Consider the following 19338-nt stretch of genomic DNA (forward strand, 5'->3'; position numbering starts at 1 on the left):
GGACGCGCGCCCTCTCGCCTAAAATGGACCGGCAAGTCCAGAGTGTGGGGTGGAGGAGGGCACGCGAGCATGAGTGGTGGGACCGCACCGCGGCTGACCCCCAAGGGCATGGCCACCCGGCGCCGCATCGTGGAGGGCGCGGCCGAGGAGATCCGCGAGCGGGGCGTCGCCGGGACGACACTCGACGACATCCGGGCGCGCACCGCGACCAGCAAGAGCCAGATCTTCCACTACTTCCCGGGCGGGCGGGAGGAACTGCTGCTGGCGGTGGCCGCCCGCGAGGCCGAACGCGTCCTGGAGGACCAGGAACCGCACCTCAGCGACCTGACCACGTGGTCGGCCTGGCAGGACTGGCGGGACGCGGTCGTACGGCGGTACGAACAGCAGGGCGTCAACTGCCCGCTCGGCACGCTGATCCTCGAACTCGGCCACACCACTCCGGCCGCACAGGCCCTCACGGCCCAGTTGGTCAGGCAGTGGCAGGCGGCGCTGCGCATCGGCATCCAGCACATGCAGGACAGCGGCCAGGCCGACCGCCGGCTGGACGCCGACCGGCTGGCCGCCGCGCTCGTGGCCGCGGTGCAGGGCGGCGTGACCATCCTGATGGCGACCGGCGCCATCGGACACCTGGAAGCGGCGCTCGACACGACGTTGGGGCTACTGCGCACCCCCGCCCTTCCGGCGGTCCGCCCCGCGACGTGACACGACCGCGCCGAGCACGCCGTATCCATGAGGCGGTACGCCATTACATGAGTCGGCACGCCGCATCCATGAGTCCGGCGCAAGTCGGACACGGCTAGCATGCGGGCCCATCATGGATTTCACGGATGTGTCACTCACCGCGCTGCGCGTCCTCCGGGCCGTCGCCGAGCGGGGGACCTTCACCGCGGCCGCCGCGTCGCTGGGCTACACCCAGTCGGCGGTGTCTCGGCAGATCGCCGCGCTCGAACGGGCGGCGGGCGCCGAGCTGCTGGAGCGGCGGCGCGGCGGCGTACGGCTCACCGCGGCCGGCCGTGTCGTCATGCGGCGGGCGACGGTCGTGCTGGACCAGATCGACGCGACGGCCAGGGAGTTGTCGGGCCTGCCCGGGCAGGCCGGGACGGTCCGCCTGGGCTGGTTCCCGAGCGCCGGCGCCGTGCTGCTGCCGCGCGCGCTGACGGCACTGGGCCGTACCGACCCCGGTCTTCGGGTCGTCGGCCGGGAGGGCAGCACCCCGGCGCTGGTGCGCGCCCTCAGGGCCGGCAGCCTCGACCTGGCCCTGCTCGCGTCCGCGCCGCCGTTCCGGCCGCCGGACGCCGAGTCGCCCCCGCTCGTGGTGCGAACCCTCACCGAACGCGCGCTGTGTCTGGCGGTGCCCGCCGGCCATCCGCTGGCCCGCGGCGACTTCGTCGACGTGGCCGACCTGCGGGGGCAGCGCTGGATCGCGGGGTCCTCCTCGGGCGAGGACCAGCTCATGGGTGTGTGGCCGGGCCTGGACGAGCGGCCGGAGATCGCCCACACCGCGCGCGACTGGCTCGCCAAGCTCCACCTCGTCGCCGCCGGCTGCGGGCTGACCACCGTGCCGGCCGCCCTCGCCGCCGCCGCGCCACCGGGCGTCCGCGTCCTCCCGGTCCGCGGCGGGCCCCAGGAGCAGCGGCGCGTGCTCCTGGCCCGGCTGCCCCATCCGCCGGCGGACCCGGTCACCCGCGTGGCGGCGGCCCTCCGCGCGGCGGCCCTCGAAGTGGACGCGCCGTCGTCGCCGCCGTGAGGGAGGGCTGGGCGCGGCCTCGCGTCCACCGCCCCTGTCCCTTCCTCGGACCGGTGCCGGGGGCTCGACCGGGGCGCCGGTCACGGGCGCCGCATGCCGGGCCGAGGAGTCAGCGGGTGCCGCTGCGCCGGGTGGCCTCGTCGGCGTCCGTGAGGAGTCGTTCCAGGCGCGTGAGCTGACGGGCGTCGAGGGCGCCGAAGATGCGCCGGAGTATCTGGACGCCCGCCTGCTCGCCGGCGGCGAGGGCCGCGTGGCCCTGCTCGGTCAGCGTGACGGTCTTGCGCCGGCGGTCCACGGGATCGGGGGTCCGGGTGACCAGCCGCAGGCGTTCGAGGGCTTCGACGGCCTGTGTGACGGAGCGGGGCGCCTGACCGAGCGCCTCGGCGAGTTCGGCCTGATGGAGAGCGCCGCGCCGGGCGAGGAGCCGTAGCAGCTTGGTGCGGGCCAGGGACAGGCCGGCCGCGGCCATGTGCTGATCGACCGCTGTCCGGACCTGGTGGGCGACGGTCAGGAACCGCAGGCCCACGTCCGCGGGGTCGGGGCTGGTGGGCGGCGCTGTTTCGTGCTTGCTCATGACGTCGGGTATCGTCCCACACACGATTGATGAGGTACCTCACGAGTGGGGGAACGGTGACTCGTCCCGTTGCTGTGATCACTGGCGCGACCTCCGGGCTGGGCCGGATCGCCGCCCTGGAGCTCGCCCGCCGCGGCTACGACCTCGGCATCGTGGCGAGGTCCCCGCACAGGGCCGAAGCCCTGCTCGCCGAGCTCGGGGAAGCTACCGGAGGTGCGGCGCGGGCCGGCGTCTTCCTCGCGGACCTCGGAGTCGTCGCAGAGGCCCGACGGGCCGGCCGGGAGATCGCCGCGCGGTATGCGCGGCTGGACGTACTGGTCAACAACGCGGGTCTGCACGCGTTCGCCCAGCGCGTCACGGCCGAGGGGCTGGCGGAGATGACCGCCGTCAACTACCTCGGCCCGTTCGCCCTGACCCAGGCGCTGACGGACACGCTGCTGGCGTCCGGTCCGGCGCGGATCGTGAACGTCGCCTCCGAGGCGTCCCGAAGGGCGGGCAGCATCGCGCCGGCCACGGACCTGCGGGACACCGCCCCCTACACGCGGCGCGCGTCCATGGCCCTGTACGGCCGGACCAAGCTGATGACCATCATGTGGACCCAGGAACTGGCCCGGCGCCTGGACGCCACGAAGGTCACGGTGAACTGCTGCGACCCGGGCTTCAACGCCACCGGTCTGGGCCGCGACCTGCCCGGCTCCGCCGCGCTGCGGCGCGTCCTGAACGCCCTCAGGATCGGCGACCCGCGCAGGGGCGCGGGCATCATCGTCCGCCTGGCGACCGATCCGGCGTTCGCGCACACCACCGGCGGCTACTTCTCCGTACACGACGCCAAGCCGTTGCGGTGCCCCGAGCCCGGCCGTGGCGAGGACGTCCAACGGCAACTGTGGGCGGAAACGGAGTCGTTGCTCGCCCGCTGAGGTTCTGGCGCGAGCCGCTGCACGTGATGACCGACGCCGCCGGCCTCCGCCGTGCCGCCATCAGCGAGCCGCAGCCCGACCCGGCCGGCCGTGACCTGCTCCCCGACCACCAGCTCGCCGACACCATGATCGAGGTGCTGGCCTCGGCCGGCCCGGTCGCCCGCGCCTCCGCCGCGACCCCGGACGACTACCGGTACCGGCCGGAGGTCTTCCACGACGAGGCGGGCGGCGTCCTGTGACGGCAGGCGTCCCCGCCCCGTTCAGGACGGCAGGCGTCCCGCCCCGTTCAGGACGGCAGGCGTCCCGGTCCGTTCAGGACCGCAGGCGTCCCGGTCCCGTTCCGGGGGCGGACCGGGAGTCAGGGCGGTGGGCCCGGACGAGCGTGCACGCCAGGGGCGTGTCGTCGGCGGGGGCGGTGAGGACGTCGATCCGGTCGACGAGGAGGCCGTGGTCGACGAGGAGGTCTTCCCAGAGGGTGGGGGTGAGCACCCACATCCGAACGGTCAGGGAGCCGCCTCCCGCGAGGGGCAGCCTCTCGGGCCGGGCGGTGACGGAGGTCGACGGACCGTCCCCGGCGGAGCTGGTGTGCAGGGCCGAGAAGACGAGCCGGCCACCCGGTGCCAGCGCGCCCGCCAGGGCGGGCAGGAGGCGGTGCGGGTCGATGTACGGCAAGCCGTGGACGGAGTAGACGACGTCGTACGGCTCCGCCCCGCCCAGGTACTCGGCCGCGTCGGCGTGGATCAGGCGGAGGCCCGCCTGACCGCCGTAACGGGCGACCGCCCGTTCGTGCTGGGCACGGGCACCCTCGACGGCGTCGACGCAGGCGCCGTTGCGTGCGAGGTGGGCGGGGAACTTGCCGGTCCCCGAACCGAGGTCCAGGACGCGGCGGCCGGTGAGATCGCCGAGGACTTCCTCGCCGGGGCCGGCGGTGGGCCAGTACCCCCAGGAGAGCCGGTCGGCCTCGGGGATCTCGGTGCCGCGGGCCTGATGATGGGTGCCGTAGGCGTTCCAGGCGAGGAGGGTCCGGCGTTCGATGTCCAGCACGGTGGCTCCCAAGGCGGGTTCGACGGTGGTCAGGGGTTCAGGGGTGCGGCTCTTCGGTGCTGCGCTGCTGTAGCTGCCACAGGGATCGGAACAGGCCCGGCTCCCGGGTCAGGTGCGCGTACGTCCCCTCCTGGACGATCCGTCCCTGGTCGAGGACCACGATCCTGTCCGCCACGGCGACATTGGCGAGGCGGTGGGTGATCAGGAGGATGGCGCGGTCCTTGGCCAGGTCGCGCAGGCCGGAGAAGACGCGGTGTTCCGCGCGGGCGTCCAGCGCGGCCGTGGGCTCGTCCATCACCAGCAGGGCCGCCCGCCGGTGGAACGCCCGCGTGAGCACGACGCGCTGCCACTGTCCCCCGGAGAGCTGCTGGCCACCGAACCACTCCGACGTCAACAGGGTGTCGAGCCCCGACCGCAGGCCGGGCAGCATGTCGGCCGCCCCGGACGCCTCACAGGCCGCGAGGACGGCGGCGTCCGTGGTGTCGCCCTGCCCGAAGGTGATGTTGTCGCGCAGGGTCAGCGGCAGATACGTGTACTTCTGCGGGGCCAGCGCCACATGCTTCCACGCCTCCCAGGGCTCCAGGTCCGCCGTGCGCGTGTGGTCCCAGGCCACCTCGCCGGACGTGGGCAGCAGCAGGCCGCAGAGCAGACGGGACAACGTGGACTTGCCCGACCCGTTCTCGCCGACCAGCGCCACGATCTCCCCGCGCCGCACCCGGAGGGACACCCCGCTGAGGCTGTCCCTCGGAGCACCGTCGTACCGGTGGCTGACGTCACGGACCTCGAAACGCTGCGGCGGCCCGGGCAGCGTCCCGGTGCCCCGGGACGCCGTCATGGCCTGCCCGTGGGCGTTGTCGAGGAAGTTCTGCCAGTCCTGCACGTACCAGCCGGTGCGTACCAGCCGGGCCCCGCCGTCGATGATGCCGCGCACCGAGCCGGTCGCCGTCTGGAGCGCGAAGACCGCGCCGCCTCCGGCCGCCAGGTCCATGCGGCCGGAGGCCAGGAGCCACAGCAGCGCGGCCCACACCGCGGCGGACGCGACACCGCCGGCGACCGCGCCGGCCAGCCCCATCCACGCACCGGTGTCCGCGGCTGCGCGCTCCGCCGCGTTGACGGACGCGGCGAGGCGCCGGTACCGGCCGATCAGGAACGGTCCGGCCAGGCAGGCCCGCATCTCCTCGCTGGACTCCGCGTAGGCCATGTGCCAGCGGAGTTTGTGCAGCATCCGGCGCCGCCCCGAGGTCTCCAGCCCCGCCAGGTACACCACCCGCGCCGCACGCACATATGCGGCGGCCTGCGGCAGACACGCCAGGAGCAGCAGCGGCAGCAGGACCGGGTGCAGCACGGTGAGGACCGTCGCTCCGGCGGCGAGGGTGGCCGTGGCCGCCAGGACGTCCTGCGCCTCGTCGACCAGGTCCGGGGTGACCTGGGCGCCGCGGTCGGCGATGTCGTAGAAGTCGTTGTAGCCGGGCTCGTTGTTCGCCGCCAGCTCGGCGCCGAGCGCGGCCTCGATCATCGTCAGCTCCGCCGCGCGGGCCAGGACCGGCCGCAGCCGCCCGGTCAGCCAGGTCACGATGACCCCCAGCAGGGCCCGCAGGCCGGTCGCCGCCGCGATCACGGCCAACTGCGGGGCCGCCTGCCACAGCCGTTCGGTGATGTCGCCCGAGGAGATCAGCGCGGTGATCGTCCCGGTGACCGCGAGCAGTCCCAGGGCGGCGAGCACACCCGTGCCCACCTGGCACGTCAGCAACCCCACCGTGGCGGCGCGGTCCACCTGCCACGCCATCCGCAGCGAGCGCAGGACCAGCGCGGGCAGCCGCCGAGCCATCGTGCCGGTCGTCATCTGCGCGCCCGCGCGGAGCCGGGACGTGTCGCGGAACAGGAACTCCTCGTTCTGTGCCGCGCCGGTGCCGGGCGTCGGATCGTCCTGTGTGCCGGCCGGAGTCAACATGGTCCCCCTGACGGTCGTGCGGCTGGTTCGTCAGGGTCAACGACCGGGCCCGGATTTCGAACACATGTGTTTCGGTCGGGCCCGGATCCCCGGGATCGCCCGCGCGTCGGAGCATGCGGGATGCACCGACCCTTGCCGCGCAAGGACCGGCTCCGCGACGGCCGGTGGCCGAAACGCCGAGCGTGCCGCCGCGCCGTGTCCTCTCCGGACCGTGCCTACAGCGCCCGGGCCACCAGCAGGGCCACGTCGTCGTGGTCGTCGGGGTGCCGCAGGCCGTGCAGCAGGAGGTCGCAGGTCTCCTCCAGGGGCCGCTCGGGCGCGTCGAGGAAGCCGAGGAGGGTGTCCAAGCGGTCGTCGATCGAGTGCTGCCGGGTCTCGACGAGGCCGTCGGTGTAGAGCACGAGCAGGTCGCCGGGGCCCAGCTCGGCCGTGGCGGTCTCGAACCGGATGCCGCCGACGCCGAGCGGAGCACCGGCGGGCAGGTCGAGCAGCCTCGGGTCCTCGCCGGCGCGGGCCAGCGCGGGGGGCATGTGTCCCGCGTTGGCGATGCGGCACTGTCTCGTGTGCGGGTCGAACACGGCGTAGAGACACGTCACGATGTAGTGCTCCAGATCGCAGGTGATCTTGTCCAGGTGCTGGAGCACCTCGCCCGGGTCCAGGTCCAGGTCCGCGTAGGCGCAGGTGGCGGTGCGCAGCCGGCCCATCGTGGCGGCGGCGTCGATGCCGTTGCCCATGACGTCCCCGACGACCAGGGCGGTCTTGTCGCCGGTGAGGGGGATGACGTCGTACCAGTCGCCGCCCACCTCGCTGGTGGCCTGCGCCGGCTGGTAGCGGGAGGCCAGGACCAGGCCCGTGTGGTGCGGCGGATGGTCGGGGAGCAGGCTGCGCTGGAGGGTCAGGGCGGTGTTGCGCACGCTCTGGAACCAGCGGGCGTTGTCGATGGCGATGGCGGCACGGCTCGCCAGCTCGCCGGCCAGGATGACGTCGTCCTCGTCGAACGGGTCCGGAGTGCGGGTGCGTTTGAGGTCGAGGGCGCCCAGCACCTCGCCGTGGGCGATCAGCGGTACGGCGAGGTACGAGTGCACACCGGAGCGCGCGAGCAGCTCGGCGGCCTCGGCGTCCCGGGCGATCCGCCGCAGATCGCGTTCGCGGACGTGCCGCACCAGGACCGGCCGGCCGGTGTGCACGCAGAGCGTGACCAGGCGGTCCCCGTCGTAGGAGGCGAGGTCACCGGGGGCGTCGGCCGCGCACAGTGCCACGGTGGGGTGGGCCGCCCTCAGGGCGAGGGCGCGGAACAGCTCCGGGCCGCCCGCCGGCGCGCGCACGCGGCGGCAGGCCAGAGCGGAGTCGAGTACGTCCACGGCGACCACGTCGGCGAGTTCCCGGCTGGCGATCTCGGCCAGTTCGGCGGCGGTCTGCTCCACCTCCAGGCTGGTGCCGACGCGGGTGGAGGCGTGGGCGATCAGGGCCAGCCGGCGCCGGGCCCGGTCCGCCTCGGCCGCCGCGCGGTGCCGCTCGGTGACGTCGACGACGGATGTGGCGGCACCGAGCACCCGCCCGCTCGGGTCCTCCAGACGGTAGAAGGACAGGGACCAGGCGTGCTCGTGCTCGGGGTCCGAGCGGGGCCGGCCCACGTGGTACTGGTCGAGCAGCGGGGTGCCGGTGGTGAGCACCTGGCGCAGCGCGGACTCGACGGTGTCGACGTCGGGGAAGGGCAGGGTCTCCCGCAGCCGGCGGCCGAGGTGGTCCTCGGCGGGGATACCGTCGATCCGTTCCAGCGCCGGGTTGACCAGCAGATACCGCAGATCGGGGTCCATGAGGGCGAGACCGATCGGCGACTGGTTGATCAGCCGCTCGCACAGGGCGAGATCGGTCTCGACGCGCTGGAGCAGACTGTGGTCGGCGGCGAGCCCGAGGGCGTAGACGTCCCCGAGGTCGTCGAGCAGCCGCATGTTGCGGAACTCCATCAGGCGCGTGCTGCCGTCCTTGTGCCGGATGGGGAACGCGCCGGCCCAGCTCCGGCCCGTCTCCATGACGTCCGCGAACAGCTTGACGACCGCTTGCAGGTGCTCCGGGTGGATGATCAGGCGGGCCGCCGGTCTGCCGAGTGCCTCGTCCGCGGAGTAGCCGAACAACTCCGCGGCCTGCGGGGTCCAGAACACGATGCGCCCGTCGGTGTCGAGCACGAGCGCGGCCACGCTGAGCACGTCCAGCAGGCTGGTCCGCCGGGGCGGCTCGGCGCCGTACGGATCATCGTCGGGCGGGAAGGATTCGGCTGTCATCCCTGAGCCTCCTGTACCGGCCGGCGGCGCCCGGCCCAGGCCCCGGTCCCGGGCGGACCCGGTTCCTTCCATGCTCCCTCCGGTCCTCCGCGGGGGCGACACAGCCCCGTGATGCCCCGGCCACGTCAGCGAACCCGGGTGGCGGCCCCCTTCAGACCCCGGACCGTGCGCATCAACCGGACAAGCAGGACCATAGTCATGTAAAGGACGGAACCCATGAATCCTGCGCTGAACGGCTCCGATCCGCCCACGCCCGCCGCCGCGCGCGACCTGTTCGACGCGTCCTCCGACGCGGCCGTCGTGCTCTCCGGCCGTGGCATCGTGCTCGGCTGGACCCGGGGCGCCGAGGACCTGCTCGGCTACCCGGCGGCGGAGGCCGTCGGCCGGTCCGCCGCGCGCCTGGCGGCCGTTCCGGAGGACCCCGTGCGCATCGCCGGCATCGCCGAACGGTGCCGGGCCGGCATGGGATGGAGCGGCCTCGTCCCCGTACGGCACCGCGACGGCCACCGGATGGAGGTCGACCTCCGGGTGTCCGCCGTCTTCCGCATCCGCGGCGACGAGTGCTTCCTGCTCTCGGCGCGCGAGCGGCGGCAGCGGTGGTCCGTGGGCCAGTCGGTCCTCGACGGGTTCCTCACCCGCTCGCCGGTCGGCATGGCGGTGGTGGACCGGCAGCTGCGCTACGTGTGGCTGAACGACACCCTGGAACGCCTGGGCGGCGTGCCCCGGGAACAGCGGCTCGGGCGCCGGCTGAGCGAGCTGCTGCCCGGGCTCCAGACCGACACCCTCGAAGGGCTGATGCGGAAGGTCGTGGAGACCGGGGTCCCGGTCACCGACTACGAGTACGTGGGATGGAGCTGGTCCGACCCCCACCGCCAGCACGCCTTCTCCACCTCCTTCTTCCCGCTGGTGGACGCGGACGAGTCGGTCACCGGCGTCTGCTACATGGTCCTGGACGTCACCGAGCGGTGGAACGCCCGCCAGCTGCTGTCGCTGGTCAACGAGGCCGGCACCAGCATCGGCAGGACGCTGGACGTGGTGCGCACGGCCCAGGAGCTGGCCGACTTCGCGGTGCCCCGCCTCGCGGACTTCGTCGTCGTCGACCTGCTGGAATCCGTCCTCAGCACGGCGGGACACGGGGCGTGGCTGACCGACGCGGGACCGGCGTCGGCGCGGCCGGTGATGCGCCGCGCCGGGATGAGCTCGGTGCGGGAGGGCTGCCCGGAGGCGGTGGCACGGATCGGCGACCGGGTGGACTTCCTCCCTCCGCCGCGCGACCCCGGCATGCTCGTCAGGGGTGAGCCCACGCTCGTCCCGGTGCTCGACCCGTCCGACGACCTCTGGATCGCGGAGCAGCCGGACCGGGTCGGCAGCATCCGGGAGTTCGGACTGCACTCCCTCATCTCCGTGCCGATGCGGGCCCGGAACACCGTCCTCGGCCTCACCACGTTCGTACGCTCGGTCAATCCGGTCTCGTTCCAGCCCGACGACGTCCTGGTGGCCCAGGAACTGGTGGCGCGGGCGGCGCTGTGCGTCGACAACGCCCGCCGCTACAGCCGGGAGCACATGGCGGCCGTCACCCTCCAGCGCAGTCTGCTGCCGCACGCCCTGAGCGGCGGCACCGCGCTGGAGGTCGCCTCGCACTATCTGCCCGCGGACCCGACCGGCGGGGTCGGCGGCGACTGGTTCGACGTGATCCCGCTGTCCGGCGCCCGCGTGGGACTCGTGGTCGGCGACGTGGTCGGCCACGGCATCACCGCCGCGGCGGGCATGGGCCGGTTGCGCACCGCCGTACAGACCCTCGCGGACATGGAGATGCCGCCCGACGACCTGCTGGCCCACCTCGACGACCTCGTGCTCCGGCTCAGCGAGGAGGAGACCGGCGAGGGGGCGGCGGACGACGGCGCGAGCGCGTTCCTCGGCGCGACCTGCCTGTACGCCGTCTACGACCCCGTCACCCGGCGGTGCACGATGGCGCGGGCCGGCCATCCGCCGCCCGTCCTCGTGACCCCGGACGGACGCGTCGACTTCCCCACCCCGCCCGCCGGTCCGCCGCTCGGGCTGGGCGGATTCGGATTCGAGACCGGCGAGATCGAACTGCCACCGGACAGCGTCTTCGGCCTCTACACCGACGGACTGATCGAGGCGGCCGACCGCGACATGGAGGTGGGCATGGCCCGGCTCGGCGAGGCCCTGGCCCGGCCCGGCACCGACCTGGACACCCTGTGCCGGGCGACCGTCCAGCGCTTCGCCTCGGGCCCCCAGTCCGACGACATCGCGCTGCTCCTGGCCCGTACGCACGCGGTACGGCCCGACCAGGTGGCCTCGTGGGTCGTCCCGGCGGACCCGGCCGCCGTCGCCGACGTCCGGACCCGCGCCGCCCGCCAGGTGGAGGTGTGGGGCTTCGGGGACCTGGCCATGACGACGGAACTGATCGTGAGCGAGCTGGTCACCAACGCGATCCGCTACGCGGCCCCGCCGATCCGTCTGCGCCTCCTGCGCGACGCCCGCCTGACGTGCGAGGTCGCCGACGCCAGCAGCACCGCCCCACGGCTGCGGCACGCCCGCAGCACGGACGAGGGCGGCCGGGGGCTGTTCCTGGTGGCCCGACTGGCCCATCGCTGGGGAGTCCGGTACACACCGGACGGAAAGATCATCTGGGCGGAACAGGAGATCCCGTGAGACAGCGGGCCGGAGCGGGCCGGCAGGCGGGCGGTGAGTGCCTGGCCCAGCGCGAGTGTGCTCAGGCCGAACATGAGGACGCCCAGGGGGACATGGAGCGACGGGACGTGCGCGATGCCCGTCACGTAGCGGGGCGGTACGGCGCTCAGTTGAACGTGTCGGGGTCCGGACCGGTGCGCAGGCCACGGTCCAGCGCGGCCAGGCTCCGCAGGTCCTCGTCGGTCAGCTCGAAGCCGAAGACGTCCAGGTTCTGCCGGATGCGCTCGGGCGTCACCGACTTGGGGATCACGATGTTGCCGATCTGGAGGTGCCAGCGCAGCACGACCTGCGCGGGGCTCACGCCGTACTTCGCGGCGAGGTCCGCCACCGCCCGGTCGCCGAGGACCGCGCCCTGCGCGAGCGGGCTCCACGCCTCCGTGGCGATGCCGTGCCGCTCGTGGAAGGCGCGCAGTTCCTGCTGCTGGAGGCCGGGGTGCAGCTCGACCTGGTTGACCACGGGCGTGACGCCGGTGTTGGCCAGCAGCCGCTCCAGGTGGGGCACCTGGAAGTTGGAGACGCCGATGGCACGGGTGCGGCCCTCGCCGAGGATCTTCTCGAAGGCCCGCCAGGTGTCGAGGTAGAGGTCGCGGGCCGGGGTGGGCCAGTGGACGAGGTAGAGGTCGACGTAGTCGAGGCCGAGCTTGTCGAGGGAGGCGTCGAAGGCCGCGAGGGTCGCGTCGTGGCCCTGGTCCTCGTTCCACAGCTTGGTGGTGACGAACAGTTCGCCGCGCGGGATGCCGGACTCCGCGATGGCCCGGCCGACGCCCCGCTCATTGCCGTAGATCGCGGCCGTGTCGATGCTGCGGTACCCGGCCTCCAGCGCGGTGGCGACCGCCGCCGTGGTCTCGTCGTCGGGGACCTGGAAGACACCGAAGCCGAGCTGCGGCATCTCGATGCCGTTGTTCAGCGTCACGTTCGGGATCGCGTTCATGGCTGTGCCGTCCTTCCGGAGGTGCGCCGCTCACCGGGTGCGAGGCGTCCCGTCCGGGTACCCCTCGTCGCGTCGTCCGAGAGCGACCGTGTACTTTCCAGGCGCGGGCGATCCATGCGCACACGCCTTACGGTCGTCGACAATATTTGCGGACGCGGTATAAGTGCAAACGCAAGCGGTTCGGTGGTGTGCGCCTACTTGGATTCCAGCCGCCCGAACGCGTGCGGGCCGGTGGCCAGCGCGTCCTGTGCGTCCCGCCACGCGCTGTCGCCGGGGCTGAACGCGCTGCGCAGGTAGGCGGAGGTGAGCCGGGCGAGCGCGGCGACCCGTCCGGGGTGCTCGTCCGTCGTCTCGGCGGCGTCGTACCCGGCGATCCCGCCGAGGCCGTGCTCCGCGTCGAACAGGGTGAGCAGGGTCTTGGGGGCCGGGGCGAGGTGGTACGGGTCGGCGTGCCAGGCCGGACCCATGTCCGTGAAGTGCCCCGAGTCGTCCTTCTCCCCGGCGACGACCAGCGCGGGCGTGGTCATGGTGGAGAAGTCGAGGGTCCTGAAGACCGGCAGCCGTTCGGCCATGGGCCCGTTCAGGACGTCCCCGCCCCGGCCGGGGGCGGCCAGCAGTACGCCCTGTTTGATCCGGGGCTCGAAGAGGCGCACGTCGCGACCGTCGTCGGGGTCCGTGAGCCGGGCGCCCAGCAGAAGGCTCGCGGTGAAGCCGCCGAGCGAGTGTCCGGCCACGGCGACGCTGTCGTGGTCCAGGCGCCCGGCGAGCCGCGGTACGGCGTTCTCGATCACGTCGAGGCGGTCGAGGACGTGCGTCATGTCCTCGGCGCGGGAACGCCAGAAGAAGGGCGCTCCGGGAGCGTCGGCGAGCACGTGGGCGAGTGTCCTGGAGCTGAGGTGGGTGGGCTGGACGACGGCGAAGCCGGAGGCGGCCCAGCGGTGGGCGAGCGGCGCGTAACCGTTGAGGGAGGACAGGTTGTTCGAATTGCCGTGCCCGTGGGAGAGGAGGATGACGGGCAGGTCGGTCCCGGTCGCCGGTGCGGTGACGCGCACCTGGAGGTCGACGGGGCGTCCGGGTACGGGCAGCACCACCGGGCTGTACGACAGTACGGGGGTCGGCGGGGTGGCGGTGGTGGCGGGGTCGGGTGTGCTCACGGGTGCGGCCTTCCTCGGTGTTCGGCATCGGCCGGAATGAAAACGGAACGTTGTTCCGCTTGGCGACGGCTACGATACGGAACGTCGTTCCGCTTCACAAGTGCATGCGGAACATTGCTCCGCTTATCGGCGGCGAACGCGAGGAGACAGAGCGGTGTCCACTTCAGGCCAGACCGGACCGGCGCCTGCCGCGGGCAGGCGGGCCGACGCGGTGCGCAACCAGCAGAAGCTGCTGGCCGCCGCCGCCGAGGTGTTCGTGACCTCCGGCGTCGACGCGCCGATCCGCGAGATCGCGGCCAGGGCGGGCGTCGGGATGGGGACGATCTACCGGCACTTCCCGACCCGGGCCGATCTCGTCGTCGCCGTCTTCCGGCACCAGGTCGAGGAGTGCGCCGAAGCGGGCCCGCGCCTGCTGGCCGACGCCGACTCGCCGCTCGCGGCGCTGCGTCAGTGGATCGACCTCTTCATCGACTTCCTGGTCACCAAGCACGGACTCGCCGACACCCCGCAACCGGACAGCAGCGGCTTCGCCGCGCTCCACACCTACTTCCTCGACCGCCTGCTGCCCGTCGCCGAGCAACTGCTCGACGCGGCGGTCGAGGCGGGCGAGATCCGGCCGGGCATACAGCCGTACGAACTGATGCGCGGCATCGGCAACCTCTGCGTCGGCTCCGGCGACGACCCCCGCTACGACCCCCGCCGCCTGGTCGCCCTGCTCCTCCAGGGCCTCCAGCCGTCGCGGCCGTCCTGAGGATCCCCCCTCGCGGGCGCGACTGTTCGCCGGAGGCGACCGCCGGTCCCGTGGAGCGCGGCGGGGTGACGCTGACCTCCCCCCGGGCCGGAAGGACTCCACGGGGCCAGGCGCTGTGGATGCGGAGCGGAACCCCGCGGTCGCGGCGGCCACCGCCTCCGCGATCACAGGCGCCCACCAACACGGGCAGGTCCACGCCGGCGCTTCCGGCGCGGACCTGTCCGACGACCTGCTCTCCGCGATCGACCAGGCGACCGGCGACGGCCCCGTCACCGAACCGGTCCTCGCCCCGGCGCCCAGCACCGCTGACCGGCCGGGCGCCGGCGCCGTACCCGAGGTCCGTCAGGCGACCGGGCACCGTTGACCGGCCGGGCGTCGTACCTGAGCTCCGTCAGGCGACCGCCGCCCGGCCGCCGTCCCCGCGGCCGCTCCCGTTCTCGTCCTCGTGATGGATCGGCGTCTTCCCGCCGGTCAGCGGTACTCCCGTCCCGCCCCGCCGCGCGGCGACGATCTCCGCCGTGATGGACAGGGCGGTCTCCTCCGGTGTGCGGGCGCCGAGGTCGAGGCCGATCGGTGAGCGGAGCCGGGACAGCTCCCGTTCGGTGAGACCCTCCGCCCGCAGACGCCGGTCGCGGTCCTCGTGGGTGCGGCGCGAACCCATCGCCCCGACGAACGCGACCGGCATCCGCAGGGCCACCTTCAGCAGCGGCACGTCGAACTTCGCGTCGTGGGTGAGCACGCACAGGACCGTACGGGCGTCGGTCGCGGTGCTCCGCAGGTAGCGGTGCGGCCAGTCGACGACGACCTCGTCGGCGTCCGGGAACCGGTCCGGCGTGGCGAAGACCGGGCGGGCGTCGCAGACGGTGACGTGGTAGCCGAGGAACTTGCCGGCCCGGGCCAGCGCCGACGCGAAGTCCACCGCGCCGAAGACGATCATGCGCGGGGGCGGCACGTTCGACTCCACCAGCAGCGTCAGGCCGCCGGGGCAGTGCGAACCCTCCGCGGAGAGCTCCACCGTGCCGGTGCGGCCCGCATCCAGCAGGGCACGAGCCTCCGCCGCCGCCACCCGGTCCAGCTCCGGCCGACCGCCGAGACCGCCCTCGGACGTGCCGTCGGACCGGACCAGCAGGGCCCGGCCGAGGAGTCCGGCGGGGCCCCGGGCGACCCGGGCGAGGGCCGCCGGCTCGCCCCGCGCGGCGGCCGACAGCGCCGGCCGCAGGACGGTCCGTACGGGGGTGTCGCCGGCCACCGGCGTGACCAGCACCTCGATCGTCCCTCCGCAGGTCAGGCCCACGGCGAAGGCGTCCTCGTCGCTGTACCCGAACCGTTCGACCACGCTCCGGCCGGTCCGCAGCGCCTCGCGGCACAGCTCGTAGACCGCGCCCTCCACGCAGCCGCCGGAGACCGAGCCGATGACCGTGCCCGCGCTGTCGACGGCGAGGGCCGCGCCGGGACCGCGCGGCGCGCTGCCGCCGACCGCCACCACGGTGGCGACGGCGAACTCCCGGCCCTCCTCGGTCCAGCGGCGCAGCTCCTCGGCCAGGTCAAGCATCCGGCGCTCCCGCGGCGGCCGACAGGATCCGGTCGGGCCGGATGGGCAGGGCACGGTGGCGTACGCCGGTCGCGTGCCAGACCGCGTTGGCGACGGCCGCCGCGGCGCCGACGATGCCGACCTCTCCGATGCCCTTGATGCCGACCGGGTCGTCCGGGTCCGTGTCGTCGATCCAGTCCGCCTCGACGCGGGGCACATCGGCGTGGGTGGCCACGTGGTAGCCGGCGAGGTCGGCGCCGACATGGCCGCCCGAGGCGCGGTCCCGGACGGCCTCCTCGTGCAGGGCCATCGAGATGCCCCAGATCATGCCGCCCCGTAGCTGGTTGCGGGCGGTGAGGGGGTTGACGATCCGGCCCGCCGCGAAGACGCCGAGCATGCGCCGTACCCGCACCTCACCGGTGCCGACGTCCACGGCGACCTCGGCGAACTGCGCGCCGAAGGAGTGCCGTTCGGCGGGCGGCAGGGCCGCGATGGCCTCGGCGGTGTTCGTGCGGACGGTGACGCCCTCCGGCGGGATGTCGGCGCCGAGTGCCAGCCGTTCGCGCAGTTCACCGGCCGCGGCCCGGACCGCCCAGGACCAGGAGCGGGTGCCCATGGAGCCGCCGGCGATCATCGCGGGGCCGAAGGCGCTGTCCCCGATGCGCATCTGGATCCGCTCCGGCGGCACCCGGAGCGCGTCCGCCGCGACCAGGGTGAGCGCGGTACGGGCGCCGGTGCCGATGTCGGCGGCGGAGATCCGCACGGTGAAGGTGCCGTCCGGGTGCGCGGTCGCGGCGGCGGTGGACGGCGCGGCGCCCGCCGGGAACGAGGCCGCGGCCGTACCGGTGCCGAGCAGCCAGCGGCCCTCGCGGCGCACCCCGGGACGCGGGTCCCGGTCCGCCCAGCCGAACCGGCGGGCGCCCTCCCGGAAGCAGGCGGCCAGATTGCGGCCGGCGAACGGCAGGCCCGACACCGGGCCCTTGTCCGGTTCGTTGCGCAGCCGCAGCTCGATCGGGTCGATTCCGCACTTCTCGGCGAGTTCGTCGAGCGCCGCCTCCAGCGCGAACGACCCGGGTGCCTCGCCCGGGGCGCGCATGAACGTCGGGGTCGGCACGTCGAGCCGCACGAGGCGGTTGGCGGTGTGGTGGGCCTCGGCGTCGTACATCACCCGCGCCACCCCGGCGCTCGGCTCGACGAACTCGTACACCGTGGAGGTGGCGCTGACGGAGCTGTGCTCCAGCGCGCGCAGCCGTCCGTCGGGGTCGGCGCCGAGCCGGACCCGCTGGGTGGTGGGGCTGCGGTAGCCGGCCAGGGAGAACATCTGGCGCCGGGTCAGGACGACCCGGACGGGCCGCTGCAGCACGGTCGCGGCCATCACGGCGGCGACCTGGTGGGCGCGGACGCCCTTGCTGCCGAAGCCACCGCCGACGTGCTCGGAACGCACCCGCACGGAGGCCGGGTCGAGCGAGAAGAGGTTCGCGAGTTCGCCGGCGACCCAGGTGACGCCCTGGTTGGAGTCGATCACCTCAAGCTGTCCGCCGTCCCAGCGGGCGGTCGCCGCGTGCGGCTCCATCGGGTTGTGGTGCTCTTCGGGGGTGGTGTACTCGGCGTCCACGACGACGGGCGAGGCGGCGAGCGCGGCATCGAGGTCGCCCTTCTCCGTCACCGCCGGCATGTGGCCGTCCAGCGGGTACGCGTCCGGGCGCTCGCCCGTGAAGGCGACGTCGTGCGGCTCCTGCTCGTAGTGCACGACGAGGGCCTCGGCGGCCTCCCGCGCCTGCTCGGACGTCTCCGCGACGACCAGTGCCACCGGCCAGCCCCGGTGCGGGACCCGGTCGTGCTGGAAGACCGCGCAGGTCGGGTCGGGGCGCATGCCCATCAGACCGGTGTAGTCGGTCTCCAGGCGCAGGGCGTTGCGGTGGTCCAGTACGGCGAGCACGCCGGGCATGGCGAGGACGGGCTCGGTGTCGAGGGCGCGGATGCGGCCCCGGGCGACCGTGGACAGCACCAGCCAGCCGTGGGCGAGGCCGGCGAAGGGCACCTCGCCCGCGTAGCGGGCCGCTCCGGTGACCTTGTCCCTGCCCTCGACACGGGTATGGCCGGTGCCCACGGAGGGCGCCTGCGCGGGTGTTCCGGTGGTGACGGCGGTCATCGTGCGGTCTCCTCGGCGAGTTCGGTCAGGACGGCCACCACGAGGTTGCGGACGAGGTCCACCTTGTACCCGTTGTGCGGCAGCGGCCGTGCCGCGGCCAGCTCGGCGTTCGCCGCGGCGGCGTAGGTCTCGGCGGTGGCCGGTGCGCCGGTCAGGACCCGCTCGGCCGCGGCGGCCCGCCACGGACGGGAGGCCACGGCGCCGAGGGCCAGGCGCACGTCCCGGACGACGCCGTCACGGACGTCGAGCGCGGCGGCGAGGGAGCCGATCGCGAAGGCGTAGGAGGCGCGCTCGCGGACCTTGCGGTAACGGGAGCGGGCGGCGACCGGGGCGGGCGGCAGCGTGACGCCGGTGATCAGCGCGCCCGGCGGCAGGGCGGTCTCCCGGTGCGGGGTGTCCCCGACGGGCAGGTAGAAGTCGGCGAGCGGCACCTGTCCGGGCCCCTCCGCCGTCTCGAACAGGACCACGGCGTCGAAGGCGGTCAGGGCCACGGCCATGTCCGAGGGGTGTACGGCCACGCAGTGGTCGGAGGCGCCCAGGATCGCGTGGTTGTGGTGCTCGCCCTGGATGGCGGGGCAGCCGCTGCCGGGCACCCGCTTGTTGCAGGGCTGGGTGACGTCGGTGAAGTAGCCGCAGCGGGTGCGCTGGAGCAGGTTCCCGCCGACCGTGGCCATGTTGCGCAGCTGCCCGGAGGCACCGGCCAGCACCGCCTGCGCGAGCGCCGGGTAGCGGCGCCGGACCTCGGGGTGGGCGGCCAGGTCGCCGTTGGTGACGGTGGCGCCGATGCGCAGGCCGCCCTCCGGCGTCGTCTCGATCTCGTCCAGCGGGAGTTCGCGGATGTCGACGAGCCGTGCGGGCCGCTCGACACCGGTCTTCATCAGGTCGACGAGATTGGTGCCGCCACCGAGGTAGCGGGTGTCCGGGTCGGCGCCGAGCAGGGCGACGGCCCCGGCGACGTCGTGCGCCCGCTGGTAGTCGAACTCCCTCATGCCACGGCCTCCTCGGCGCTCGTCGCGGAGTGCGCGCGACCCTCGTCCGGCTGGACCCCGGCCGCGCGGGCCACCGCGTCGACGATCGAGACGTACGCGGCGCAACGGCACAGGTTTCCGCTCATCCGCTCGCGGATCTCCTCGGCGGTCAGGGGCGGTGGTCCCGCTTCGGGGCGGACGTCCTCGGTGACGGCGCTCGGCCAGCCCGCCGCGTGTTCCTCGATCATCCCGATCGCCGAGCAGATCTGGCCCGGTGTGCAGTAGCCGCACTGGAAGCCGTCCAGGTCGAGGAAGGCCTGCTGCACGGGATGGAGCCGGTCACCGTCGGCCACGCCTTCGATGGTGGTGATCTCCCGGCCCTCGGCCGCCACGGCCAGTTGCAGGCAGGCGACCGAGCGGCGCCCGTCCACCAGGACCGTGCAGGCCCCGCACTGCCCCTGGTCGCAGCCCTTCTTGGTGCCGGTGAGATCGAGACGCTCGCGCAGGGCGTCGAGCAGGGTGGTGCGGTGGTCGACGGGCAGTGTGTACTTCTCTCCGTTGATCTTCAAGGTGATGACACTGGACGTCGATGAGGCCATGGGCTGCTTCTTTCGCGTT

17 protein-coding genes are annotated in these 19338 nt (G+C 73.8%); 7 read left to right on the forward strand and 10 right to left on the reverse strand.

Going from position 1 to position 19338, the window contains the following annotated elements; translation table 11 throughout:
- Positions 1-69 precede the first annotated feature (69 nt).
- Entirely contained in the window at positions 70-702 is a 633-nt protein-coding gene (locus C3492_RS05805; protein WP_103810643.1) for a TetR/AcrR family transcriptional regulator, read from the forward strand.
- A gap of 112 nt (positions 703-814) precedes the next feature.
- Positions 815-1747 (forward strand): LysR family transcriptional regulator, encoded by a 933-nt coding sequence (locus tag C3492_RS05810; protein ID WP_103810644.1) that lies wholly within the window; start codon positions 815-817, stop codon positions 1745-1747.
- A 109-nt stretch (positions 1748-1856) separates the two neighbouring features.
- On the opposite strand, the gene C3492_RS05815 is transcribed toward C3492_RS05810, so the two are convergent.
- A complete protein-coding gene (locus tag C3492_RS05815) occupies positions 1857-2321 on the reverse strand; it encodes a MarR family winged helix-turn-helix transcriptional regulator (protein WP_258055515.1) in 465 nt (154 codons plus the stop codon).
- Between the two features lie 74 nt (positions 2322-2395).
- Between C3492_RS05815 and C3492_RS05820 the strand changes: the two genes are divergently transcribed.
- Positions 2396-3238 carry an SDR family NAD(P)-dependent oxidoreductase gene (locus C3492_RS05820; protein WP_103810645.1) on the forward strand — a complete coding sequence of 281 codons (843 nt, stop codon included), beginning with the start codon at positions 2396-2398 and terminating at the stop codon, positions 3236-3238.
- Positions 3239-3264: 26 nt separating this feature from the next.
- Positions 3265-3477, forward strand: a complete 213-nt coding sequence (locus C3492_RS45095; RefSeq protein ID WP_219822061.1) for a hypothetical protein — start codon at positions 3265-3267, stop codon at positions 3475-3477.
- Between the two features lie 73 nt (positions 3478-3550).
- Here the strand turns inward: C3492_RS45095 and C3492_RS05830 are convergent, their stop codons facing one another.
- From C3492_RS05830 to C3492_RS05845, 3 genes are all read right to left on the reverse strand, one after another.
- On the reverse strand, positions 3551-4282 hold the full coding sequence (locus C3492_RS05830; RefSeq protein WP_103810646.1) for a bifunctional 2-polyprenyl-6-hydroxyphenol methylase/3-demethylubiquinol 3-O-methyltransferase UbiG: 732 nt from the start codon (positions 4280-4282) through the stop codon (positions 3551-3553).
- 37 nt (positions 4283-4319) lie between these two features.
- Positions 4320-6233: an ABC transporter ATP-binding protein gene (locus C3492_RS05835; RefSeq protein WP_103810647.1), complete on the reverse strand. Its 1914-nt coding sequence runs from the start codon at positions 6231-6233 to the stop codon at positions 4320-4322.
- 215 nt (positions 6234-6448) lie between these two features.
- Positions 6449-8515, reverse strand: coding sequence for a SpoIIE family protein phosphatase (locus C3492_RS05845; RefSeq protein WP_103810648.1), 2067 nt, complete (start codon positions 8513-8515; stop codon positions 6449-6451).
- Positions 8516-8731: 216 nt separating this feature from the next.
- On the opposite strand from C3492_RS05845, the gene C3492_RS05850 reads away from it, so the two are divergent.
- Positions 8732-11194, forward strand: a complete 2463-nt coding sequence (locus C3492_RS05850) for a SpoIIE family protein phosphatase (protein WP_103810649.1) — start codon at positions 8732-8734, stop codon at positions 11192-11194.
- Positions 11195-11339: 145 nt separating this feature from the next.
- On the opposite strand, the gene C3492_RS05855 is transcribed toward C3492_RS05850, so the two are convergent.
- Together C3492_RS05855 and C3492_RS05860 are read right to left on the reverse strand one after the other, a co-directional pair.
- Positions 11340-12164: an aldo/keto reductase gene (locus C3492_RS05855; protein WP_103810650.1), complete on the reverse strand. Its 825-nt coding sequence runs from the start codon at positions 12162-12164 to the stop codon at positions 11340-11342.
- A gap of 194 nt (positions 12165-12358) precedes the next feature.
- On the reverse strand, positions 12359-13318 hold the full coding sequence (locus C3492_RS05860; protein ID WP_103810651.1) for a chlorophyllase: 960 nt from the start codon (positions 13316-13318) through the stop codon (positions 12359-12361).
- Positions 13319-13472: 154 nt separating this feature from the next.
- On the opposite strand from C3492_RS05860, the gene C3492_RS05865 reads away from it, so the two are divergent.
- Both C3492_RS05865 and C3492_RS05870 read left to right on the forward strand, forming a co-directional pair.
- Positions 13473-14069 carry a TetR/AcrR family transcriptional regulator gene (locus tag C3492_RS05865; RefSeq protein ID WP_103810652.1) on the forward strand — a complete coding sequence of 199 codons (597 nt, stop codon included), beginning with the start codon at positions 13473-13475 and terminating at the stop codon, positions 14067-14069.
- Positions 14070-14184: 115 nt separating this feature from the next.
- The gene (locus C3492_RS05870) at positions 14185-14433 is read left to right on the forward strand and encodes a hypothetical protein (RefSeq protein WP_103810653.1); all 249 of its coding nucleotides are present in this window, start codon (positions 14185-14187) and stop codon (positions 14431-14433) included.
- A gap of 27 nt (positions 14434-14460) precedes the next feature.
- Here C3492_RS05870 and C3492_RS05875 read toward each other — a convergent pair whose 3' ends face one another.
- The 4 genes from C3492_RS05875 to C3492_RS05890 are packed head-to-tail and all read right to left on the reverse strand — an operon-like array spanning position 14461 to position 19319.
- Complete coding sequence (locus tag C3492_RS05875) at positions 14461-15621, reverse strand: XdhC/CoxI family protein (RefSeq protein WP_103810654.1); 1161 nt, start codon at positions 15619-15621, stop codon at positions 14461-14463.
- Positions 15614-17752: a xanthine dehydrogenase family protein molybdopterin-binding subunit gene (locus tag C3492_RS05880; RefSeq protein ID WP_103810655.1), complete on the reverse strand. Its 2139-nt coding sequence runs from the start codon at positions 17750-17752 to the stop codon at positions 15614-15616. The genes C3492_RS05875 and C3492_RS05880 overlap by 8 nt, the downstream gene beginning before the upstream one ends.
- Positions 17749-18741 carry a xanthine dehydrogenase family protein subunit M gene (locus C3492_RS05885; protein WP_103810656.1) on the reverse strand — a complete coding sequence of 331 codons (993 nt, stop codon included), beginning with the start codon at positions 18739-18741 and terminating at the stop codon, positions 17749-17751. The genes C3492_RS05880 and C3492_RS05885 overlap by 4 nt, the downstream gene beginning before the upstream one ends.
- Entirely contained in the window at positions 18738-19319 is a 582-nt protein-coding gene (locus C3492_RS05890) for a (2Fe-2S)-binding protein (RefSeq protein ID WP_103810657.1), read from the reverse strand. The genes C3492_RS05885 and C3492_RS05890 overlap by 4 nt, the downstream gene beginning before the upstream one ends.
- Between the last annotated feature and the right edge of the window lie 19 nt (positions 19320-19338).

This window comes from Streptomyces sp. Ru62, assembly GCF_002920615.1.
GTDB lineage: Bacteria > Actinomycetota > Actinomycetes > Streptomycetales > Streptomycetaceae > Streptomyces.